Origin of the sequence: Aromatoleum sp., from assembly GCF_032027225.1 — a bacterium.
Lineage (GTDB): Bacteria > Pseudomonadota > Gammaproteobacteria > Burkholderiales > Rhodocyclaceae > Aromatoleum.
Genome location: NZ_JAVSMM010000008.1, coordinates 1 through 17056, shown reverse-complemented (window position 1 = coordinate 17056; position 17056 = coordinate 1). Strand labels below are relative to the sequence as shown.

Here is a 17056-nt window from a genome sequence, read left to right as displayed (position 1 = left end):
TCTGGTTGTGCCGTTAAGCATAAAGTGGCCACCAGGCCAAGTTATGCTTTATTTCACGATTGGCCATATTTTGGTTTATCGGGTGCGGCATAGTAGTCTTGCTGGTTTGCTTGCGCGGAGTGTGTCCGCGCCGGAGTAGAAGAGTCAAAAAAACGGGACCGTTAGGTCCCGTTTTTCATTTCAGGTGGCGCTGGGGGCTAGCGGCGGCTGTCCATCACCGCGGTGATGTGGCGAAAGATGCCTGGCACGGATTGCGCCTCGGTATAGAGCCGACTCCAGATGTCCCGCGCGCTCATTCCCTCGTAGCCTGCTGCCAGGCGCTCGTCGAGCACCTCCCCAATCTGCGATTGCAGGCGGGTCTGCCGTTGCTCGCCGCGGGCGGCACGATGGCGGAGGTAGCGGTCGGCAATGGCGCGGGCTTCTGCATTGGCCTGCAGGTAGAGGCTCTTGCGGTCCACTCCCACTCGTTCGCTCGCTTCATTGACGGACACCGGCTGCGGCTCCTCCAGCATTGCGCGCAACTGAGCACGGATGGCGTCCCAGTCCAGTTCCCTCGATTTGATGCCGGCTCGCGGCGACTCGGGGAGCTCGATGGGCATCTGTACAGGCACGAGAGGAGGTTCCCAGCCTTCGACATCGCCTGCGAACAGCTTGTCGAGGCCAATCCTGCCATGCAGGGCGATGGTCAGCCAGGCTTTCAGGGCCGGGATTCCCCCTTTGTTGAGCCAGTGCGAGATGCCGCTCTTCGAGAAGCCATACCGACTCGCAAAGGTACTCGGCCGCCCGTCGGCCATGCGCTCGATGACCGTCTCCAGCAGTGGGACCAGTCCAGTGGACGCGACCTTCGGCGGCTCCTGCAGCATCTGCCCCACTTGCCGGGCTACCCAGAGTGCTTCCGGTGAGGCGGGTTCGGTTTTAGCGTCGCCGAGAAACCCGCCGCATGACGTGGAATAACCGGGCACGACTACGGCCGAACGACTCCGGACGTTGCTGCGGTGGCAGTGCGGACAGGTCGCTACCAACTGCACCTTGTGACGCAGGCAGGCGGTAACCGGGGCGACGTCCCAGGTCAGCCGCAGGTAGGGTTCGGCGTTGCTGGCCTTGTCCTCGGCCAGGCAGCACGGGCACCAACGGTCCGACTTCGGCGCCAGGCCCGGAACACCCAACACCGAGCGCCAAGGGGCCAGGGTGTGACGGTCCAGCGATGCCACCCCTGTGAGTTCGGCCAGCCATGCCGCCCATTGCTCGCTCTCAGGCGACATGCTGGAGAAGCTACGCTGGTGCCAGCCGTACTTTTCGCACACGGACTGTTCGAAGTGGTCGAGGACCCAGTCGGCCAGTTTCTGGGCAGTCATCCCGTGGGAGTACGCCAGACGGCAGAAGTAGCTCGTCAGGCTTTCGACCTCCGGAGTGCCTCGCCCCATGGGTTCGAGCGCGTGCAGGGTGGAACGCGGGTTGTTCAGCTTGCTCATCATGCGACCCTCCGGCCGGTGCGCGTCGACGGTGCCAGCAGATGGCGTGTGAGCCCGGGTGCGATGCGTTCCTCGCCCTCGATGATTTCCCGCATGATTTGTGTGACCTGAGCGTCGGTGAGCAATGCCTTGCGGAGCACGTCCTCCGACCATCCCTGCTCGGCAACCAACAGGTTCAGGCGCACAAGCACCGTGCGCAGGGTGCCGACACACCCCAAGGTGTTCTGGTGAAACGCCTCGGCGTAGCGCAACAGGTCGTGGTCCTTCAACGCCGGCATGCATTCCCCGAGCTTCTTCAGACACCCACGGAAGGAGCGGACATCGTCGGGGGCATCTTCGCGGTAGCGGCCGAAATGGATGATATGGCTGCGGCGGGCAAGCTGGGCACTGAGCGAGACGAGTTCGAAGAGGTCGTACGACCCCAGGAGAATCCACTGCACGTGATACTCGTTCGAAAGCGACTTGAGCGTATTGAACTGTTCCTCGAGCCGATTCGGATGACACTGGCGCATCATGTGTGCCGCTTCATCGACCACGACGAATCGTGTGCCACGGTTTCGCAGCGAGCGCTCGACCGCCGTGCGCAGACCGGACAGACGATTGGTTTGCGGACCCACCGGGCGCACAACCTTCCCGGTTTCCGGGTCAACGCCGTAGGCCGTTCGCGGTGCGTCAAGCTCGCCCTCGAGCGCGCTGAGCATGCGCTGGTAAAAAAGACGCCAGGAAAAATCGCGTTCTCCGGACGCGGGCGCCTCGAGGCGAATGGCCGGGATGCAGCCCGGGTTCTCCGTCATGAAGGCGGCTTGGTTCCTCAATTCCGCTTCAACCAGGAAGTCGCCCAGGGTCGATTTGCCGACGCCGGTGGGGCCGCACAGGACCAGCAGATTGGCGTTGTCGCCGGCGTCGAGCATCAGTCGGCACTCATCGATGGTAGTGGCAATGCGCGGGTGGCGGATGCGTTGGCCGCTCATGGGAGAGGCGGTGTGTGCTGCGTGGGCGGTAGTGGTCTGTGAGTTCATGTTCATGGTCCAAATCAGAATGTGTCGAAGTCGGGGGTGTCGGAATGGCTGAAGGCGATTGGTGAGCGCTCGACCAGTGGGGCGGGCGGCAAGGCGACTGCCATGGGTGCGGTCTTCGCGGGCGCGCCTGAAATGATTCGGTGGCTCGCCTGCGAAATGCCCGGTGCGGCGCTCGGCGGCGCGATGGCCCCAATCCCAATGCCTTGATAGAGATGCCGGTTTTCCTGCTGGCGCTCGAGGGCCACCTCCAGCGCCCCTTTCGGCGTGAAGACGCGCAGGAACTCGGAAAGCTGTTGCGTTGAGAGTTCGTCCTCGTCACGCAGGCGGAAATGGCTGCGCATCTCCGTCGAGAACAGTTCCCGCTCCTTCTCCGTGAGCTGACCCAGCGCGGTGAGCGATTTGCATTGCGCCGCCACCCAGCGCTTGTCGATTTGCACATAGACGGTCGCGCTGTCCCACGGGTCGTAGCGCACGGGAAGGCTGCGGCCGTGCAGCTTCGGGTCGCGAAACTCGGGGCACCAGTAGTGGTAGTTCGAGTGGACTTTGATGCCGCGCTGGCGGTCGACCTTGCGTTGCCCCAGCCTGCCCACGGTGGGACAGGTCAGGATGAGGAAATCCTTGGTCAGAGTGACGATGCGATGCGCGCGAACACCGGACGATACGACGCTGCGATTGAAGGCCTCGCAAGGGCTCAGGCCCAGCGCCGAATGTTCGGCGTTGTCGTAATACGTGAACGCCCAGTATTCGATGCCGTGGTAGAGGGACTCCAGCGTCCATTCGGCAAGCCGTGAGGGCAGAAACTTGCCGGTGGTTTGCCGTACATCCTTCAGCGCCTTCGTGTTGCCCGCCAGGTTGTGGACGTACTCGGTGTGGATGCGGCCGAAGATGCGCTCCATGACCGAACCGTGGCGCGGATTGCCGGCGGGACGGTAGCGGACGTGAATACGCATCAGTTCGGCGAAGCGCTTGAAATCCTCGCTGCGGAAATCGGCCCCATTGTCGACGACGATGAACTGCGGCAGGCGGCGGTGGCGACGAACGATGTCGCGCAGGAGCATCATGTTCGAGCGGTAGGACGGCGGGTCGAACGAGAGATAGATGCCCACGATTCGCCGCGTGAATGCGTCGATGGCCAGCGACAGCCACGGCCGACCGAGAGACTTGCCGGTCTTCACTGAGACCAGTTCGATATCGAGTTCCGTGTGGTCCATGTGCACGTACTGGAGCGCGCGCGACCCGTGCACCGGCGTATCGGCGTAGAGCACGTTCACGAACTCAGCATTCTGGTACGCGACCCGTTTGCCGTGCCGCGCCCGGTCCTGTTGCTGGCGGGGGCGCGCTTTGATACGGGCGATGAGCGTGGGGTAGGACGGGGTGCGTATGCCGCGGGTCGCGCAGAGCGTCTTGAGCTGGGCGTGACAATGCTTGGGGTTCGGGGCGTGGCTTTTTTCGAACTCCGTCCGGATGACCTCGTCCATCGCCGCTTCCTGCTCGGAACTCAGACGGGGTTTACGGTTGCCGCGGTCGCGCAGGCGGGGAACCAGTGCGACGAGTTCATCCGTGCCCATCAGCTTCGCAATGGCAAGCGCCTTCAGTAGCCGCCTCTGGGTCCGGTTCGGCTTCGTGACGTTTTCGAGTTCGGTGCTGCGCTTGAGCGCCATCCGCAGTTCGTTCTCCGTGAAGTCGGATAGGCGAACAGGCGCTTCGGTCCCGGAGCCTTGGCCGACCATCAGGACGTCTTCGGCGAGGGCAAGCTTCTCCAAGGTCTCGAGGGCAACCTCAACCGATTTGTGGTCGTCGGACTGGAGGACGGCCTTGTTTCCCCCGACCATCAGGACCGTGTACGGCTGCTGGTCGTACATCAGGCGAGCACCGACGGCAATCTCCACCGTGCCGAGGGGTGCGAACGGGGCGGGTGCCCGGCGTGCGTGTTCGAAATCGCGGACTGCGGTATCGCGAAACACGCGGCACCGCGTCGGTTCGCTCAGTGCCGCATGGTCGACATCCGCGACAACCAGACCATCGGCAATCAGTTTGAAGATGTCGTCGGGTCGGCACTCCAGGCGCTCGTACAGTTCGACCAGATATAACGTGGCGTCCTGCGCGAGCGCGTTCTTGACGCTAAGCTCGACCTCGACCGGGCAAGTCGGTGCCGCAGGGTCGAGATAGTCCTCGAGGAAGAGCGTGTTCTCGACGCGGCGCTGGGGGATGTCGTGGTCCGTGAGGATTCGGTAGCCGAGTCCGCGTTCGGCGAGCCACTGCTCAATACCGTCTGACCGCCAGCGGTCGTCCGCGTCCAGCTGATAGCGCCAGGGCTTGCGCTGCGCGAGGCGTTCGAGCTTCGTCCACGGCTTCCATTCTTCGAACCAGACCTCGCGCTCCGTGACGACCAGGAAGTCGGGCGTGTGGTCGACAGCATGGATTTCTCCGTCCGCATCGACGACCTCGAACGTCAGCCGGCAGGGTTGCGGAAAATACTCCAGGACCTTCGGGTCGTGCTCGTGGCCGACCGCCGCAGGGAACTCGAGATGGCGGCTTTCCGTTTCGACGGTCCGCTGCATCTTCAGGCTCTGATAGGGCGTGATGACGTTGCCGCCACCGCGGGAGGCGACCTTTCGCACCGGCGCGTACTTCGCGGCGTCGAGTACCAGCCGCCTACCGGCAGCTGGTAGTCCGAGCCGGTCGAGCAATCGCTCGCGTCCGGGGGTATCAAGCATTTCTGTCCTCCAAGGTGGTTGGATGGAGGTATAGAAAGGCGGACGCGACGTGTGCCAAAACTGACTTTAATTGGTATCGTCCCGACGAATCGTCATCGATTGAACCGACAAAATGAACCGTCCAGGCAGGCCGATTTCGCTTTCCACCAGGCCGCCCGTTGTGCCGACCGAGTCGGAGGCTGTCGAGATGTGGGGGCTCGAGGCGGGCGAGCTCATCAAACTCGCGCTGACGAAAAAGGGGTGGGGCTACAGTGAGCTTGCCGACGCGCTGAAGACACAAGGCATGCGGCGGAGCGCCGCGGCCATCAACCGGCGCATCAACCGCGGCAACTTCAGCGCGGGATTCCTGCTCGCCTGCCTGCAGGCGATGGGGTGCGAGTTTGAGGTGAGGGGCCCGGACTGCCGAAGGCCTTCCTCGTCGTAGCAAGCGCAGGCTATGACATACCGAACGAAACGGTCCGGGCTCTTGAAATGCTTTGCAAACGACTGATGTAAAAGGGAATATTCGCTTCGAGCGGCATTCCTTGGTCGAGCGGGTGAGCGCATCCATGAGCCGGCCCCATTTTGTGGTTCGTTCACAAAATGGGGGCCTGGAGCGTTGTTGCCCCATGAATCTATGCCAAACGCGTCGACGGGTCAGTTGCCCGTGTCGACCCTAACGCAATTCAGCGCCGTTGAAAATGCCGTTGCTTCAATGCGTTGGCGATTTCCTGGTGGGATTTTCATGTAATGGGGGTGATGTTCTCGAGGTCGGCTGCCATTCGCATCTTGGGCTGGGCGCGGGAGGTGTTCCGCAGCCGTCTGCTCACGCGCCCGCCCCCTGGTCGGCGCTCTTGCGCTCTGGTCGCCGGCGGTCACCACGTTCTGCTGCACGTGCATCAGGACCACCAGGGACGATGTGCGGGTCGGTGTGTGTTCGTTCTACCAAGGTGTCTCGGGAGGGGGGGGCGCGCTATACGTACAGGACCGCGCCGCAGGGCCGCGGCACCGGCCAAGGAAAACTGCGCTATCGGACAGCACTCGGACGAGGCATCGGGGGCAGCGGGGGAGCGAGCTTCGCGCCCGAGGGTGGGAATTACTTGATTACGTGATTACGGAGGTATCCACACGAAACTCCTGCATTCCCGGGGGATTTTCGATGCCGGCAGGAGAGGGACGTGTTTCGGAGTCAAGTAGCGTGTGGGGCCACGGCGAGGGGGGCGTGGTTTCAGGTCAAGCAACGCGTGTCTTCAGGTCAACTGGTCGGGCGCGGCATCAAGGTCCATCTCGCATCCCGCACCGTCGGCGCTATACCTCCACGTGGGGCCCCATTCGCCGCCCCTGGAGACTCAAAATGGCAGTACACGTCCCGGTGAGCAACGACCGCCACCGCGCCGGCTCGGTGCAAATGAAGGTCTGGCTATCGGCCGACCTGAAGAACAACTTCGCTTCAGTCTGTGCAACGCAAGGGGTCAGCGCGTCGGCTGTGCTGCGCGGGCTTGTGGCAGCGTACGTCGCACGTTCGTCGAGCAGGCAGCATGGGTAGGCGGCCCAGCGCCGAGCAGGTCGCCCAGCTCGAGGCCCAAGCGGAAGGCACGCGCCGGGCAGCCGAATGTGTGGGTGATTTCCTGACGCAGGACCTCACCTATGCGGCGGCAGCAACCATCGAGTCCATGGCCCGCTATCAGAAGCGTCGCCTGAATGCGGACAAGCAGGCGGTGCTCGTTCTGCCGGACAACGCCTCGACCAATGAGATGCGCGAGGCGCGGTTGCGTCGCGCGGTCCGGCGGGGCGAGGACGTGTTTCTTCCGTCTTGGCGGGACGCTGCGGTCGGTATCCCAAACGTGTTTCTGCGTTCGGCCCTGTTCGCGGCAGCCGAGGTCAGCAGCAAACCGCTGATGAATGCCGAGATTGCCTCGAGAGGCGATGCTTCCATCACGATGACGGGGCATCCCCTCGGGGATTACGACCGCCGGGTCTTTGCGGCATGCCTCGACTACTATCGCGGCGACCGACCGCTGGACAGCCGCGACCAGCCTCGTTGGGTGAAAGTTACGTTCTGGCAACTCGCCAAGGACTTGCAGGTGGCCTACGGGGCAAACGTGCACAGAGCCATCCGCGACAGCCTGATTCGCCTCAACGCAGCCCATCTTCGCATCCGGGTGAAATCGGTCGACATTCCGATGCCCCGCCTCATGGACGTCGTCTTCGACGACGGTTACAAGGGGGCGGATACACCGGACCGCCTCCTGCGCGGGAGCGACCTGATTTCGTTCCGCGTGCAGGAGACAATGGCGAATCTCTTCGGGCCGGAGGACTGGAGCGCGGTCAGCAAGGCCGCCCTGCACGACCATTCCGGCCTGCCGTCCTGGCTTGCGGGTTTCTACAGTTCGCACGCCGAGCCGTATGCGGTAAAAATCGCGGACCTGTATCGCATGAGCGGCGTGGTCTGCGACCTCAGGGAATTCCGCCGTCGGCTCAAACGGGCGCTCGGGCACCTGCAGGCCGAAGATGTATCGCCCGACGTCAGGGTGGCGGCGTCCGAGTTGGAGGAGAAACACGTCACCGTCACCCTTGTCCGCTGGATTGAGGCGGCTTAGCGCAGCAAGAGGGCGAGCCACGATGTCCGGGAGGTGCGCTTTGACGGCGCAGAAGTTGATTGACATACGTTGGGCGGATAGCATGGCCCGAAATGTTTTTTTACCCGGACGCCGGACGCAGGCGGACGGACACGAAATACAGGAAATATTCGATGCTGACTGGCGAGATTCGAAGCCAAATTGATGCCGTATGGAACGCCTTCTGGTCGGGCGGTATCTCGAACCCGATGGAGGTCCTGGAGCAGATTACCTACCTCCTCTTCATCCGCAGGCTGGACGACGCGCATACGCTGGAGGAGAGCAAGGCCTTGCTCCTCAAGCGGCCGATGGAGAATCGCATCTTCCCGGAGGGCAAGGACGGCAAGGGGCGCGACTTCGATGACCTGCGCTGGTCGCGCTTCAAGAATTTCGCGCCGGCCGAGATGTTCACGGTGGTCGGCGAGCATGTCTTCCCCTTCCTGCGCACCATGGGCGGCGACGGCTCGACCTACAGCCATCACATGAAAGACGCCCGCTTCACCATCCCGACCGCGGGTTTACTGGCCAAGGTCGTGGACATGCTCGACCACGTCCCGATGGAGGACCGCGACACGAAGGGCGACCTCTACGAGTACATGCTCGGCAAGATTGCCGCGGCCGGCCAGAACGGGCAGTTCCGTACGCCGCGTCACATCATCAAGCTGATGGTGGAGCTCACCGCGCCGACGCCCAAGGACGTCATCTGCGACCCGGCCAGCGGAACCTGTGGCTTCCTGGTCGCGGCGGGGGAATACCTGCGCGAGAAGCATCCGGCGCTGTTCAACGATGCCACGGCCCGTGAGCACTTCCACCACGGCATGTTTCACGGCTACGATTTCGACAACACCATGCTGCGCATCGGCAGCATGAACATGGCGCTGCACGGAGTCGATAACCCGGACATCCGCTACAAGGACTCCCTTGCGCAGGACCACGCGGGCGACGAGGAGAAATACTCCCTCATCCTCGCCAATCCACCGTTCGCGGGTTCGCTGGACTACGAAAATACCGCCAAGGACCTGCTGGCGCTGGTCAAGACGAAAAAGACCGAGTTGCTGTTTCTCGCGCTCTTCCTGCGGCTCTTGAAGCCAGGCGGGCGGGCGGCGGTCATCGTGCCGGACGGCGTGCTCTTCGGCTCCAGCAAGGCGCACAAGGAGCTGCGCCGGATGATTGTGGAAGAGCAGAAGCTCGACGCGGTCATCTCCCTGCCCTCCGGCTGTTTCAAACCGTACGCCGGGGTGTCGACGGCGATTCTGGTGTTCACCAAGACCAATTCGGGCGGCACCGACCACGTCTGGTTCTACGACATGGACGCGGACGGCTGGAGTCTGGACGACAAGCGCCAACCCCTGCTGCCCGAGGACAAGCTCGGAGTTACGCCGTCAGAGCCGCTCACCGAGGCCGAGCACGTAAAGAACAACCTGCCAGATGCGCTGGCACGCTGGCAGCAGCGGGACGGGGCCGAACGGCAGCGCTTGCGTACCGAGCAGAGTTTCTGCGTGCCCAAGGCCGACATTGCAGCCCAGGGCTACGACCTCTCCATCAACCGCTACAAGGAAGTCGTGCATGAGGCGGTCGACCATCTACCGCCGAAGGAGATTCTCGCGAAGTTGGCAAAGCTAGAGGAGGAAATTCACGCGGGGATGAAAGCGCTTGAGGGAATGCTCGAATGAGTGGAGTACCGTTGCTCGCGCTGGGCGAGTTGATGGCCACGCGGCGTGGCTCGGTCGACCCATCAAAATTCCCGGACGAACAGTTTGACCTATACAGCATCCCAGCTTTCGACAAAGGGTGCCATGAAGTCGTGATTGGTTCGAGCATCGGCTCAGCCAAGCAAATTGTTCAGCCCAACGACGTCTTGCTTTCAAAAATTGTTCCCCACATCCGACGCTCTTGGGTGGTCGGTCAGAACAACGGACGCCGATTGATTGCCTCGGGTGAATGGATTGTTTTTCGTAGCGAGAAAGCAGACCCTGGCTACCTGCGGCACGTCTTGGTTAGCGACCCGTTTCACTCACAGTTCATGCAGACGGTATCGGGCGTCGGTGGCTCTTTGCTTCGTGCGAGGCCGGCGCAAGTCGCAAAAATCCAAATTCCGGTTCCATCCCTCCCCGAACAACGTCGCATCGCCGCCATCCTCGACCAAGCTGATGCGTTGCGTGCGAAGCGGAGGGAAGCCTTGGCGCTGCTGGATGAGCTGCAGCGGGGGATTTTCATCGCGATGTTCGGGGACCCAGTCACGAATCCGAAGGGTTGGGAGCGTGTTCCGCTCGGTGAGGTCGGACGGTTGGAAAGAGGGGTTTCCAAACATCGCCCGCGAAATGCTCCTCAACTGCTGGGCGGAGACTACCCACTCGTCCAGACCGGAGACGTGGCGAACTCCGGCGGCTACATACGTAACTTTAGCGCCACGTATTCCGAAGCTGGCTTAAAGCAAAGCAGATTGTGGCCAGCGGGCACGTTGTGCATCACTATCGCGGCAAACATCGCGAAGACGGGTATCTTAAAATTCGACGCCTGTTTTCCTGATAGCGTTGTTGGATTTACAGCGGACGAACTCGCTACCGTCGAATTTATTCGCATCTGGTTGTCCTTCCTTCAAAAGGCGCTTGAGGATTCTGCTCCAGAGTCGGCGCAGAAGAATATCAACCTCGCTATCCTCCGCAGCCTGGAAGTTCCTTTGCCCCCGCTCGATGCTCGTATTAAGTTTTACGAGGCAATTGCAGAACTGGAGAGAATCCGGGAACAACACCGGGCGGCAGTGGAAGGCATTGACAGTCTTCTCGCTTCACTCCAGCACCGAGCCTTCCGGGGAGAACTCTGACAGTGCAGCAGCAGAACATCCCCATCGACACCCTGGTGGACATGTACAAGCGCGGCGAACTGCGCCTTCCGGAAATCCAGCGCCACTACGTCTGGCAGGCGACCCGCGTCCGCGACCTGCTCGATTCGCTCTACCGGGGCTACCCCAGTGGCTCCATCTTGATGTGGGAGACCGACGAGCCGGTGCCGACGCGCGATTTCGCCATCGCGCAGGAGAGTAACGCCTTTGCCGGCCGCAAGCTGCTGCTCGACGGTCAGCAGCGCCTGACTTCGCTCACGGCGGTGTTGGGCGGTGAGCAGGTGTCGGTGCGTGGCCGCAAGCGCCCCATCGACATCCTATTTAACCTCGAGCACCCAGACGGTCCGCCCACCGACGATACCGAGGTCGAAAGCGATGAACCTTCCCCGCTCACCCCCGACGATGAGGTGAGCGATGAGGCGGAGGACACCGAGGAAGCCGAGCAGGGCCTGCAGGAAAAGCTCAACCGCCGCACCTTCGTCGTGGCGAGCAAGAACCTGCTGTCGCAGCCCAACTGGGTGTCGGTGAGCCACATTTTTCGTACCGCGAACGATGCGGAAATCCTGGAGAAGGCCGGCATCGAGTCCTTCAAGGACCCGAAATTCCAGAAGTATTCCGACCGCCTGAAGAAGCTGCGCGCCATCAAGGACTACCACTACGTCGTCCATGTCCTCGAACGCGCGATGAGCTACGAAGAGGTCACGGAAATCTTCGTGCGAGTGAATTCCCTGGGCGCAAAGCTGCGCTCGTCCGACCTGGCCCTGGCGCAGATGACCTCGCGCTGGCCGAACCTGCTGAAGGAGCTGGAGGCCTTCCAGGAGGAATGCGAACAGAGCTGGTTCACGATTGAACTCGGCCATCTCGTGCGGGCCATCGTCGTCTTCGCCACGCAGCAGTGTTTGTTCCGCTCGGTGGCGAGCACCCCGGTGGATAAGCTCAAGGCCGGCTGGGAGCAGGCAAAGGAAGGGCTGCGCTACGCCATCAACTTCCTGCGTACCAATGTCGGCATCGAGGACGAGTCGCTGCTGTCCTCGCCGATGTTCATCCACACGCTGGCCGCCGTGAGCCGGGTGAAGGACAACAAGCTCACCGCTGACGAGCAGAACAAGCTGCTGCACTGGTTGCTGGTGGCCAATGCGCGCGGCCGCTATTCGCGCGGCTCGACCGAGACCCTGCTCAACGAAGACCTCGCCATCGTCTTCCGCGACCAGGATGTGGGCAAGTTGATGGACCCCGTCAAGCGCCAGTTCGGCCGCCTGCATGTCGAGCCGGGCGACCTGGCAGGCCGCGGGGTGAACAGCCCGCTGTTCTCGCTCGCCTATCTCGCATTGAAGGCCTCGGGTGCGAAGGATTGGTATAGCGGACTGGGGCTGTCGCTCACCCATCAGGGCAAGCTGCACTTCATCCAGTGGCACCACATCATCCCCAAGTCCCTGCTCAAGGCCCAGTACGAGACCGGCGAAATCAACGAAATCGCCAACATGGCCTTCATCACTGGCCAGACCAACCGGCGCATCAGCAACAAGGAGGCGACCGATTACTTGGCCACCATCGTCGACAAGCAGGGTGCGGAGGCGCTGACCAGTCAGTGTGTACCCACCGACCCTGAGCTCTGGGCGACGGTGCGTTACCGCGATTTCCTTCAACAGCGTCGGGTCGCGCTGGCGGAGCGGATGAACAGCTTTATCCGGGAGAAAGCCAAGCTATGAGCAACTTCGCCTTCCTCAGCCTTCCCGAGTGGTCCTTCCTCTTCGAGTCGGCCTCGAAGGCGGAGGAATTGGCGAACAGTGATGCCCGGGCATCTTGCTTCTACGCCCGGCGGACCCTGGAACTGGGTGTGGCCTGGCTGTACAAGCACGACAAGTCGCTGAAGCTGCCCTACCAGGACAACCTCAGCGCACTGATACATGAGCCGACCTTCCGGCAGACCATTGGCGATGCACTCTTCACGAAGGCCCGGCTCATCAAGGACCTGGGCAACATGGCCGTGCACAGCGCGAAGAAAATCGCGCCGACCGATGCCATCAATGCCACCCGCGAGTTGTTCCACGTCTGCTACTGGATGGCCCGGACCTACGGCCGGACATCCCGTCCGGACCCGAGCCAGCGTTTCGACATCAAGCTGCTGCCGACGGCTTCGACGCTACCTGCTCAGACCGCTGAGCAACTCGAGAAGCTGGCGGAGGACCTTCGCGCCAAGGATGAGCGCCTCTCCGCGCTGCTGGCCGACAAGACGGCCCTTAGCGAGGAACTGAAGAAGCTGCGCGAAGCGGTCGCGGCCGCGAAGCAAGCCAATGCGGCCCATCCGGATACCCACGACTACTCAGAAGCCGAGACCCGCAAGCTCTTCATCGATACCCTCCTGAAGGAGGCGGGCTGGAACCTGGAGCCAGCGAAGAACTTCGAGGTCGAAGTCACCGGCATGCCCAACGCGGAGAACAAGGGCTACGTCGATTACGTGCTGTGGGGCGACGACGGGAAACCCTTGGCGCTCATCGAGGCCAAGCGCACGACCAAGAGTTCCAGCGTCGGCCAGCAGCAGGCCAAGCTCTACGCGGACTGCCTGGAAAAGCAATACGGCCGGCGGCCGGTCATCTTCTATTCCAACGGCTACGAGCACTGGCTATGGGACGACATCCACTATCCCCCGCGGGCCGTGCAGGGCTTCTACAAGAAGCCCGAACTCGAACTCGTCATCCAGCGCCGCGCCAGCCGCAAGAAGCTCGCCGAGGCAGTCATCAACGGCAGCATCATCGAGCGTTACTACCAGACTCGTGCCGTGCGCCGGGTTGGCGAAAGCTTCGAAGTCGACAAGCTGCGCAAGGCCCTGCTGGTGATGGCGACGGGGGCCGGCAAGACGCGAACGGTCATCGCACTGGCCGACGTGCTGATGCGCTGCAACTGGGTGAAGCGCGTCCTTTTCCTGGCCGACCGCGTGGCGCTGGTCAATCAGGCGGTGAATGCGTTCAAGGCGCACCTGCCCGACGCCGCACCGGTCAATCTGGTCACCGAGAAGGTGACGGAGGGGCGCGTGTACGTCTCCACCTATCCGACGATGATGGGCCTCATCGATGAGGCCTTCGACGGTCAGCGGCGCTTCGGCGTCGGGCACTTCGACCTCATCATCATCGACGAGGCTCACCGGTCGGTGTACCAGAAGTACCGCGCCATCTTCGACTATTTCGATTCCCTGCTTGTGGGGCTAACCGCCACGCCGAAGGACGAAATCGACCACAACACCTACGGCCTGTTCGAGCTCGAAACCGGCGTGCCGACCGACGCCTACGGTCTCGACGAGGCCGTCGCCGACGGACACTTGGTGCCGCCGGTCGCAATCTCCGTGCCGTTGAAGTTCCAGCGGCAGGGTATCAAGTACGAGGACCTCTCCGAGGAGGAGAAGGAGGAATGGGACGCCCTCGAGTGGAACGAGGACGGCACGGTGCCCGAGGAGGTGAACGCCGAGGCGGTCAACAAGTGGCTGTTCAATGAGGACACGGTCGACAAGGTCCTCGAAACCCTGATGACGAAGGGGCAGAAGGTAGCAGGCGGCGACCGGCTCGGAAAAACCATTATCTTCGCCAAGAACAACGACCACGCCGACTTCATCGCCAAGCGTTTCGACGCGAACTACGCGCATTACGCGGGGCACTTCGCGAGGGTCGTGACCTACAAGACCGAATACGCCCAGAGCCTTATCGACGACTTCTCCGCCAAGGACAAGATGCCGCACATCGCCATCTCGGTCGACATGCTCGATACCGGTATCGATGTGCCTGAGGTGGTGAATCTTGTCTTCTTCAAGATTGTCCGCTCGAAGACCAAGTTCTGGCAGATGCTGGGACGTGGCACGCGGTTGTGTAAGGACCTGTTCGGGCCCGGCGACGACAAGAAGAACTTCTTCATCTTCGATTTCTGCCAGAACCTGGAGTTTTTCAGCCAGAACCCGAAGGGCTCGGAGGGTTCGGCGAGCGAGCCGCTCAGCACGAGGCTGTTCAAGGCGCGCTTGCAGCTGATTGGCGCGCTCGACAGCAAGCTCGCGCAGGGTACGACAACCGGCGAGCAGCCGCCTCCGTTGTATGGCGGCCATCTCACGGACGCTCAACTGCGCCAAGAAACCGCCGGGCTTCTGCACCAGAACGTCGCGGCGATGAAGGTGGATAACTTCATCGTTCGCCCGCAGCGCCGCTACGTGGAGAAGTACGCGCAAGGCGACGCCTGGAAGCAGCTGGGCCCGGACGAACACCATGAGCTGACGACCAAGGTCGCGGGCTTGCCGACGGAACTGGTCGATGAGGACGAGGAAGCGAAGCGGTTCGACATGCTGGTGCTGCGCACTCAGCTCGCAGTCCTGCAGGCCCTTCCCGATTTCGCAGCCCTGAAGGAACGCATCCAGACGGTCGCGAGCGCGCTGGAGGAGCAGGCGGCAATTCCGGCCATCAAGGCCGAGATGGTGCTCATTCAGGCGGTCGTGAGCGAGGAGTGGTGGGAGGACGTCACCGTCCCCATGCTGGAAACCGTCCGTCGTCGCCTGCGCGCATTGGTGAAGCTGATTCCGAAGGGCGAGAAGTACATCGTCTACACGAATTTTGAGGACGAACTCGGAGAAACAGCGACCATAGACCTCCCGCAGGTGACGGCTGGGCTGAACATGGCCAAATTCAAGGACAAGGCGCGGGCCTTCCTCAAAGCCCACGAATCGCACCTGTCACTCCAGCGCCTCCGCCGCAATCAGCCCCTGACGCCGACCGACCTGGATGAACTCGAAAGGATGCTGCTGCAGGCCGGCGGCTCGGCGGAGCTCATCAGCGAGGCGAAGCACAAGAGCCACGGGCTGGGAATTTTTATCCGTTCCCTGGTCGGCCTGGACCAGGAGGCCGCCATGCAGGCTTTCAGCGAGTTCATTCAAGGCACCACGACGACGCCGAACCAGATTGAGTTCATCAATCTCATCGTTCAGGAACTGACCCAAAACGGCGTGATGGAGCCGGACCGCCTGTTCCAGTCGCCGTTTACCGATATCAATGCGCAAGGGCCGTTGGGGATTTTTCCGCCGGCGACGGTTACGCAGATTGTGCAGGTGTTGGAGGGGATTCGGGAGCGCGCGGTCGCTTAACTCTAATAATGAGACTATGGCTCAAGACCTTATTACGAGCGCTCGGCAGTACGCGAAGCGGCACGCTCGGGCGGCAAAGTAGCTGCTGCACCCGCGAAAGAGCTAGAGCGGGGGAAGCCCAGGGTTCGGGTCTTCTGCGGCGGAGGTAACAGAAACGTCGTCAAGTGTGCTCCTACGTTTATCGTCCTGAACCTGCTCCTTCGAAGGCGGTGCTTCTTCATCAAGCACACCGGCAACAAACCGTGGTGTTGTCATGCCATATAGTACGGTGGCCTTCACGGCCACGCGTTTCATCGGATGCTCAACTCGCTCCGCTGCACGATAGACAAAGTGCGCCACATAACGGCACTCTTCTTGTTGGTCTGATGCGAATCCAAGCGTGTGCCAGAGGTGAGATGTGCAAACGCGCAGCCACCCACGGGGGCAATCCTTGTGACGAAGTAAAGGCTCAACGAGGTACTCCACGAGTTCAAGGGCAACCCCAAGCTCGCAGTTTCCGCGTTGATAAAACCAACCGATGAAGTTCAGGACTACAGGAGCTGCGGATTTGAAGTCGACCGTGGGGTCGCAAAGATAGTCCCGCAAAGTGTTGACGCCAACGCTCAGCCAGGAGTTGCCTTGGTCCATCATGGCCGTCAGCTCGTGTACGCTGAGTGACACGAACGTCCGTCGCCAGAAAAGCATCTTGAGGATGGCCAACGAGTAATCGAGATGACGAATTTTCTCGTTGGATGCCATGTAGAAGAGGAGCTCTTGCGGCCAAGCCGACTTCAGGCCGAATAGGGAGGCCACCTTCCGGAAACGGTCGTCGAGTGTCAGCAGGCTGGCTTTTTCTTCTAAACAGAGCAGCACCACCGAGTATTCCTCTGCACTGAGTACCTTGCTCATTCGGAACAGATTAGGCTCGACGACTTCGGGCCCATAGGCGGGCATAACCGTGCAGTAGTCGGATATAGCTTGGGCCATCGTGTGGAGGAGATTTTGCTCGCGGCGCCAATCTTCCTCCGTATTTTCTTGGAATCCGAGCTGCCCCGCTTCGGTGAACATGGTTCCAGATTTTCTGAAAATGGAGGTCTCTTCAAGCTTACGCGCAACCGCATCCCTCGTCGCCGTAGCGACAAGGACCCTCGGAAGATGCGTGAGTACCTCCAAGTGCCCTAGCAGGGTGTTGAAAATTCCGCCTTCACCTTCGGTTTCCGGCCGCCTGGAAAAAAATCGATGCTGAAAAGATCCGACCTGAGCCGCCCTGATGACGATTCCAGCTGCTTTTTCAGCCGATTGTGCAACGGCAATTGG

11 protein-coding genes are annotated in these 17056 nt (G+C 61.6%); 7 read left to right on the top strand and 4 right to left on the bottom strand.

Features of this window, described 5'->3' with window-relative positions; genetic code table 11:
- Positions 1 to 197: 197 nt before the first annotated feature.
- The 3 genes from ROZ37_RS10605 to ROZ37_RS10595 are packed head-to-tail and all read right to left on the bottom strand — an operon-like array spanning position 198 to position 5208.
- Entirely contained in the window at positions 198 to 1475 is a 1278-nt protein-coding gene (locus ROZ37_RS10605; RefSeq protein WP_312659319.1) for a TniQ family protein, read from the bottom strand.
- Entirely contained in the window at positions 1472 to 2491 is a 1020-nt protein-coding gene (locus ROZ37_RS10600) for an ATP-binding protein (protein WP_312659318.1), read from the bottom strand. Before ROZ37_RS10600 ends, ROZ37_RS10605 begins: the two co-directional genes overlap by 4 nt.
- 14 nt (positions 2492 to 2505) lie before the next feature.
- Positions 2506 to 5208, bottom strand: coding sequence for a Mu transposase C-terminal domain-containing protein (locus tag ROZ37_RS10595; RefSeq protein WP_312659317.1), 2703 nt, complete (start codon positions 5206 to 5208; stop codon positions 2506 to 2508).
- Positions 5209 to 5395: 187 nt separating this feature from the next.
- Between ROZ37_RS10595 and ROZ37_RS10590 the strand changes: the two genes are divergently transcribed.
- The 7 genes from ROZ37_RS10590 to ROZ37_RS10560 all read left to right on the top strand — a co-directional run bounded on the left by ROZ37_RS10590 (position 5396) and on the right by ROZ37_RS10560 (position 15760).
- Positions 5396 to 5632 (top strand): DUF6471 domain-containing protein, encoded by a 237-nt coding sequence (locus ROZ37_RS10590; protein ID WP_312659316.1) that lies wholly within the window; start codon positions 5396 to 5398, stop codon positions 5630 to 5632.
- Positions 5633 to 6541: 909 nt separating this feature from the next.
- A complete protein-coding gene (locus ROZ37_RS10585; protein WP_312659315.1) occupies positions 6542 to 6733 on the top strand; it encodes a hypothetical protein in 192 nt (63 codons plus the stop codon).
- Positions 6726 to 7787 (top strand): plasmid replication initiator TrfA, encoded by a 1062-nt coding sequence (gene trfA, locus ROZ37_RS10580; protein ID WP_312659313.1) that lies wholly within the window; start codon positions 6726 to 6728, stop codon positions 7785 to 7787. The genes ROZ37_RS10585 and trfA overlap by 8 nt, the downstream gene beginning before the upstream one ends.
- A 152-nt stretch (positions 7788 to 7939) precedes the next feature.
- Positions 7940 to 9478 carry a class I SAM-dependent DNA methyltransferase gene (locus ROZ37_RS10575; protein WP_312659312.1) on the top strand — a complete coding sequence of 513 codons (1539 nt, stop codon included), beginning with the start codon at positions 7940 to 7942 and terminating at the stop codon, positions 9476 to 9478.
- Positions 9475 to 10629 carry a restriction endonuclease subunit S gene (locus ROZ37_RS10570; RefSeq protein WP_312659311.1) on the top strand — a complete coding sequence of 385 codons (1155 nt, stop codon included), beginning with the start codon at positions 9475 to 9477 and terminating at the stop codon, positions 10627 to 10629. The genes ROZ37_RS10575 and ROZ37_RS10570 overlap by 4 nt, the downstream gene beginning before the upstream one ends.
- Positions 10630 to 10631: 2 nt before the next feature.
- Positions 10632 to 12356 (top strand): DUF262 domain-containing protein, encoded by a 1725-nt coding sequence (locus ROZ37_RS10565; protein WP_312659310.1) that lies wholly within the window; start codon positions 10632 to 10634, stop codon positions 12354 to 12356.
- Entirely contained in the window at positions 12353 to 15760 is a 3408-nt protein-coding gene (locus ROZ37_RS10560) for a DEAD/DEAH box helicase family protein (protein ID WP_312659308.1), read from the top strand. Before ROZ37_RS10565 ends, ROZ37_RS10560 begins: the two co-directional genes overlap by 4 nt.
- Positions 15761 to 15862: 102 nt before the next feature.
- Here ROZ37_RS10560 and ROZ37_RS10555 read toward each other — a convergent pair.
- Positions 15863 to 17056, bottom strand: a 1194-nt coding sequence (locus tag ROZ37_RS10555) for a PIN domain-containing protein (protein ID WP_312659307.1), incomplete at its 5' end; no start/stop codon positions are given.

Bases quoted from the DNA above. Each gene is read 5' to 3' on its own strand.
- ROZ37_RS10605 (WP_312659319.1), bottom strand. From the start codon at position 1,475: ATGATGAGCAAGCTGAACAACCCGCGTTCCACCCTGCACGCGCTCGAA.
- ROZ37_RS10600 (WP_312659318.1), bottom strand. From the start codon at position 2,491: ATGAACTCACAGACCACTACCGCCCACGCAGCACACACCGCCTCTCCC.
- ROZ37_RS10595 (WP_312659317.1), bottom strand. From the start codon at position 5,208: ATGCTTGATACCCCCGGACGCGAGCGATTGCTCGACCGGCTCGGACTA.
- ROZ37_RS10590 (WP_312659316.1), top strand. From the start codon at position 5,396: ATGTGGGGGCTCGAGGCGGGCGAGCTCATCAAACTCGCGCTGACGAAA.
- ROZ37_RS10585 (WP_312659315.1), top strand. From the start codon at position 6,542: ATGGCAGTACACGTCCCGGTGAGCAACGACCGCCACCGCGCCGGCTCG.
- trfA (WP_312659313.1), top strand. From the start codon at position 6,726: ATGGGTAGGCGGCCCAGCGCCGAGCAGGTCGCCCAGCTCGAGGCCCAA.
- ROZ37_RS10575 (WP_312659312.1), top strand. From the start codon at position 7,940: ATGCTGACTGGCGAGATTCGAAGCCAAATTGATGCCGTATGGAACGCC.
- ROZ37_RS10570 (WP_312659311.1), top strand. From the start codon at position 9,475: ATGAGTGGAGTACCGTTGCTCGCGCTGGGCGAGTTGATGGCCACGCGG.
- ROZ37_RS10560 (WP_312659308.1), top strand. From the start codon at position 12,353: ATGAGCAACTTCGCCTTCCTCAGCCTTCCCGAGTGGTCCTTCCTCTTC.